The sequence below is a fragment of the Sporomusa sp. genome (assembly GCF_057736855.1).
This window is the reverse complement of record NZ_JBYKYF010000230.1, coordinates 1-5024: the sequence shown is the minus strand read 5'-3', so window position 1 is coordinate 5024 and position 5024 is coordinate 1. Positions and strand designations below refer to the sequence as shown.

General features: G+C 40.9%; 7 protein-coding genes. 3 read left to right on the top strand and 4 right to left on the bottom strand.

Translation table 11 applies throughout. The features are described 5' to 3' along the window. From AC29Z1_RS13330 to AC29Z1_RS13315, 4 genes are all read right to left on the bottom strand, one after another. On the bottom strand, positions 1 to 1091 hold a 1091-nt coding region (locus AC29Z1_RS13330; RefSeq protein WP_488271944.1), incomplete at its 3' end, for a tripartite tricarboxylate transporter permease. Between the two features lie 14 nt (positions 1092 to 1105). After that, positions 1106 to 1525: a tripartite tricarboxylate transporter TctB family protein gene (locus AC29Z1_RS13325; RefSeq protein ID WP_488271943.1), complete on the bottom strand. Its 420-nt coding sequence runs from the start codon at positions 1523 to 1525 to the stop codon at positions 1106 to 1108. A gap of 4 nt (positions 1526 to 1529) precedes the next feature. After that, positions 1530 to 2963: an ATP-binding protein gene (locus AC29Z1_RS13320; RefSeq protein WP_488271942.1), complete on the bottom strand. Its 1434-nt coding sequence runs from the start codon at positions 2961 to 2963 to the stop codon at positions 1530 to 1532. 364 nt (positions 2964 to 3327) lie between these two features. Next, positions 3328 to 3630, bottom strand: a complete 303-nt coding sequence (locus tag AC29Z1_RS13315; RefSeq protein WP_488271941.1) for an SH3 domain-containing protein — start codon at positions 3628 to 3630, stop codon at positions 3328 to 3330. Between the two features lie 323 nt (positions 3631 to 3953). On the opposite strand from AC29Z1_RS13315, the gene AC29Z1_RS13310 reads away from it, so the two are divergent. The 3 genes from AC29Z1_RS13310 to AC29Z1_RS13300 all read left to right on the top strand — a co-directional run. Further along, positions 3954 to 4244 carry a hypothetical protein gene (locus tag AC29Z1_RS13310; protein WP_488271940.1) on the top strand — a complete coding sequence of 97 codons (291 nt, stop codon included), beginning with the start codon at positions 3954 to 3956 and terminating at the stop codon, positions 4242 to 4244. 50 nt (positions 4245 to 4294) lie between these two features. Continuing rightward, the gene (locus AC29Z1_RS13305) at positions 4295 to 4894 is read left to right on the top strand and encodes an ECF transporter S component (protein WP_488271939.1); all 600 of its coding nucleotides are present in this window, start codon (positions 4295 to 4297) and stop codon (positions 4892 to 4894) included. After that, the coding region (locus AC29Z1_RS13300; RefSeq protein WP_488271945.1) for a DUF1653 domain-containing protein at positions 4887 to 5024 on the top strand (138 nt) is incomplete at its 3' end. The genes AC29Z1_RS13305 and AC29Z1_RS13300, both read left to right, overlap by 8 nt.

Sequence of the window (5024 nt, the reverse complement as noted above, 5' to 3'; positions counted from 1 at the left end):
TACATACTGGCAATAAGCCCCCAGAACAAATCTGGATGCTGAGTGATTAACGTGGGACCTGGAACTATACCATGGATGAGTAAGCCGCTTAGCATGATTGCGGAAACCGCTGAGAAAGGAAGTCCGAGGGATAACAGCGGGATCATGGCGGCAGAAGCGGCGGCGTTGTTGGCAGACTCCGGTCCGGCAACCCCTTCGATCGCTCCATGGCCGAACTCTTCCGGGTGTTTACTGTTTCGCTTTTCTATTCCGTACGAAACAAAGGTGGAAATAGTGGCCGATGGTCCAGGTAATAAGCCGACCAAGAAACCGATAATTCCGCCGCGGAAGATCGGCATAATCGAACGCCGGCATTCCTCCTTGTTGGGATATAATTTTCGCAGCGGCAAGGAATGAACCGTATGCTGGTAATTTCCCTTAACTAATGTATCCAGTATTTCGCCAACACCAAATAGGCCCATGGCTACTATGGAAAATTCAAAACCACGCAATAATTCATCAATGGCAAACGTAAATCGGCTCAACCCTGTTAAACTGTCTAGCCCTACCGTACCAAGCATGATACCAATCGCCACCATGAGTCCGGATTTGAGCAGCGAAGCGCTGGTTAGCTTCATCAGGACGAACAGGCCGACGGCGGCAATTGCGAAATATTCCGGAGGGCCGAAGGTTACCGCAAGTTTAGCCATAACCGGTGCGAAAAAGGTCAGTCCAATAAGACCCATTGTTCCAGCAATTAAAGACCCGACAGCCGCCACTGCCAGTGCTGCACCAGCCCGTCCTTTTTTCGCCATGGCATACCCGTCAATGCAGGTAACTACAGAGGAAGCTTCCCCGGGAACGTTTAGCAATATGGAAGTTGTCGAACAGCCAAACAAAGAGCCGTAATAAATTCCGGCAAACATAATTAGCGAGGCAGTAGCGTCCATAGTAAGGCTAAACGGGAGCAGCAGTGCAATCGCTCCTACCGGACCAATTCCAGGTAACATGCCTACTAGTGTGCCAATCAGAACACCAATTAGGCAGGCCAGCAGGTTGGTCGGAGAACTGCTAACATAAAAACCGTGAATAAGCAATTCGAAGATTTCCACTATTGTCCTCCGCTTTATGGTAATTTTGCACCCAGCAATTTTTCAAAAATAAAATAAAAGCTTGTGGCTATTCCGACCGAAAGCAGGCATGGAAACAGCCAGCCTTGTACTTCTGCCATTTTTAATAAATAAAATAGAATAATGATGGATGCTACTAGATAGCCAACTAATTGTAAAAGAATTATATAAGCTAATAATCCAATAGCGATAAAAGCCAGTTTTCTCTGGTTGATAGTTGCGGTTTTATTTGCGGATTGTTCTGAAAACGATCGGATAACTAGAAATAAGGAAAGAAGTGTGGCAATGCTGCCTGCTAGTGTTGGTAGAAAGCCAGCTTTAGGTTGCGTAAATCTGCCGAAAGACAACTCAGTGGCATAATAAGTATATAGGCAGCTAATTAATAAAAAAAATCCAGATAGTAGCTTTTCGGCCATTGTCTCACTCCATAGCTTGTTCAAAAACAATGGTAAAGGTAGTCCCTTTATTTGGATGGCTTTTTACTGTTATTGTGGCATTGTGTCGTTCGATAATCCGATAACAAACAGCTAGTCCCAAACCAACCCCATTTTCTTTGGTAGTAAAAAACGGTGTTCCCAGTTTATCAAGAACTTCTAATGGAATCCCTATTCCTTCGTCGGTAAATGTGAGTATTACTTGAGAATTGTGGCTAGCGGTAGCAATTTGCAATTTGCCGCCTTGCGGCATTGCTTCTAAGCCATTACGGGAAATATTTATTATGAGCTGGCGAATACTGCGTTTGTCCACGATCACAGGCGGTATTTCTTGTAATGTCAGCTCTAAACTGCAGTTATGACGCAGGGCGTCTGCTTCCAGCAAAGGTGCAATTTCCTGGATAATCTCATTTAGATCATGCTGTTGAAAGTGCATAGCTTTGTTTTTAGCTAAGGATAAAAATTCAGTAATAATGCTATTGGCACGATCAAGTTCGGTAATCATTAAGTCAAACTGGGGTTTATAGTGGGCTAAGGCTGGCTTATTTCCGAAATATTGCAAAAAGCCTTTCACGGTGGTCATCGGATTACGGACTTCATGGCCGATGCTGGCAGCCATCTCGCCAATGATATTTAGCCTGTCTAGTTTGGCCATACGTTCTGTTTGCTCGTTGATGTGACGTAAAATAGGATTAAGCTCAGAAATTTTGCTTTCAAAGTCGCGGCCACGTCCTTCGACAATGGCTTCAGCAAATAAGCTTAGTTCCTGTCTTAAAGTAATAAAAATTTCTTGAAATAGCACAATCGCAATTAATAATGCTATAAGACTGCCTATGAGTAATCTCTGTGATCTTTGCCATTCCTCTTCTTTGATTTTATCTAAATTCGCACAAGCAAAAACATAGCCGATAATTTGGTTGTTTATTTGAAGTGGCTTTACAAAGTAGGATATTTTTGCACCATACCATAGTACTGACTGTTTTTGCTGGCTAAATCTTGGCGTAGTTGTATTAAACATATCACCCAGCAAATGGGGCTCAACACTCAATAGCAAGGTTTTATCCAATTCGGGACCAATTGCTACTATTCGCTTTAAATGAGTAGAATATATTCCAAACTTTATTGTGTCCGGTGGAATGAATATCGTGTTTAAAATAGGCTGAAGTGCTGCGTTAGTGGCCAAAACCTGTTCTTCCAATGATTGTCCAACTGCACTTTGCTGTTCGGCACTACCTGGTAATAAAGTAGCAGGTACTGCACTTGCCAGATAATTAGCTAAATGTTCTATTTGTTGGTTGGATCGGATGTGTCTTTCTTGAAGAGATAGTTGGTAATTGTATATTATGAAAAACAGCATAAAAAACAAAATAATACCTATAGCCTTGATATTTAACTTAATGGTAAGATTAGATAGCTTCATAATATCCTCAATCTTTCGCTATAGTTCTCTACTCTATGTACTGCATTTATGGATAATGATGTTAATTACTGTTAAATTCTTCATATACATACAAAATCCTTCAAATTTTACGTATAATTGGAAAAATTATATAATAGAAGGAGAATTTTTCTTTTTCTCGAAATGTATTGTAATACAAGCCCGATACTTAGTAACGTTGGATTGAGCTAACGAAATGAAAAAGAATTTTGGTAGTGATATAAATACAGCAATATTATGAAGATAAAGATATAGTAATATAAAAAAGCCTCAACCAGCCTGAATGGGTTGAGACTTTTCTTTAGTTTGCATCCAATGGCGATAATTTGATGGTGAAAGTCGCTTGTTAATATGAGTAGGGCGAACTATATCGGTGATCTTTGGGACTTATATATTTGAACATAATCCAGCCATGAGTTCCTTTGTGTTCTACCTCCCAAAATTGTCCGTCTGATGATTTTCCATAGATTTTAACTATATCGCCTAATTTTAGGACTTTAACCACACATGCGGAATTGGTTGGCTCGGAAAGTAGATTTACCTTATCGGTGTTTACTACTGCAGTAAAAACAGCTTGTACGGATACAAGGGCGCAGGTAGTCAGAGCAAGCAGAAGAAAGACTCCGATCAGACATTGAAGTTTTTTCATGCATATTCCTCCAGCGAGAAAACTTTTAGGTATCTATTCAACCAATTGCTGCATAAGTCCTACAAGGCTGTTTTACATGCTTTTAATAAATAATGGGAATTGTTCTAAAAAGGAGGTTAATTATCGTGGACTGGTCTCGCTAATTGACTAATTTCTATGAGCGAATGATTGGGAGATAGTAGGACAGAGGCCTCACAGTACCTACTTAAGGTCGTTATGAGAATTGTATCTTTTGCATATGTAATGTGTTATGGCAATTATGTAGGTAGGGTGTTGGGTGGGGTTTGCCAATAAATGCATAGATAGAAACAGGAGGCACCATCATGGATTTAATAGAAGATTACAAATATTTGCTTGCAATGTATTTGCGCGATATTAGTAAACGGTATGGGGTACTATACTATGATGTGCTTAGAGGAAAAGTGCCGGCCGAGGTGCAGGCAGTGTATGCTGAGGGTTTGGCGCAGATGTTTGAATACATGACTTTGCGACATGGCTTAGATTTGTCAGATACAATGGCTATACATGAAACCATTATTGAAATAGTGCTTACAGAATTTATTGATAAGGCACTAAATACGCCTGGTATGGATAATGCTCGGTTATTGCACTAATTTCAAAGTGGTCTGAGTATACTACAATATATCAAGGGGGCACTGACTACTTGCAGACCAAGATGGCCTACCTAACGCGAATCGCAGTTCTTGCCAGTGCTGCTGCGATTTTAATGGCGATAGAATTTCCAATAATGTTTATGCCTGGCTTTTTGAAATTAGATTTTAGTGAAATTCCGGCAATTATCGGCGCATTTGCACTTGGCCCGTTAGCAGGCTGTTTGATTGTGCTGATTAAGAACCTCATTCATGTGAGCAATACCCAAACAGCCGGTATCGGCGAGATGGCTAATTTTCTTGTAGGCACATGTTTCGTCGTACCGGCAGCCTTTGTTTATCAATATAAGAATAACCGAATTGGTGCAATATGGGCGTTGTTAGTTGGGACATTAGCTATGACGTTAGTGGCCGCGATTTTAAATTATTGGGTATTACTGCCTTTGTACCAAAAGCTTTTGCAGTTTCCGACAGAGGCAATTGTTGCTTTGGGGAGAGCGGGCAATCCGTATATTGTCGATTTGAAAACGTTTATTGTATTTGCTATCGTGCCATTTAATCTGTTTAAAGGCATTGCTGTATCAGTTGTTACTTTGCTAGTATACAAAAAATTATCGCCTATTTTGCATGTAAGAGGTGCGTGTCATGAGTGAGGCTGAATCGGCTAAGATCAGACCAGGGATTTATCGACATTACAAGGGAGCAAAATACCAGGTAATTGGAGAGGCTAAACATAGTGAAACGCTGGAACCGCTTGTTATCTACAGAGCGCTCTACGGGGAG

What these genes read in the sequence shown, in the direction of transcription:
- AC29Z1_RS13325 (WP_488271943.1), bottom strand. Translation starts at nt 1,525, where the DNA reads ATGGCCGAAAAGCTACTATCTGGATTTTTTTTATTAATTAGCTGCCTA.
- AC29Z1_RS13320 (WP_488271942.1), bottom strand. Translation starts at nt 2,963, where the DNA reads ATGAAGCTATCTAATCTTACCATTAAGTTAAATATCAAGGCTATAGGT.
- AC29Z1_RS13315 (WP_488271941.1), bottom strand. Translation starts at nt 3,630, where the DNA reads ATGAAAAAACTTCAATGTCTGATCGGAGTCTTTCTTCTGCTTGCTCTG.
- AC29Z1_RS13310 (WP_488271940.1), top strand. Translation starts at nt 3,954, where the DNA reads ATGGATTTAATAGAAGATTACAAATATTTGCTTGCAATGTATTTGCGC.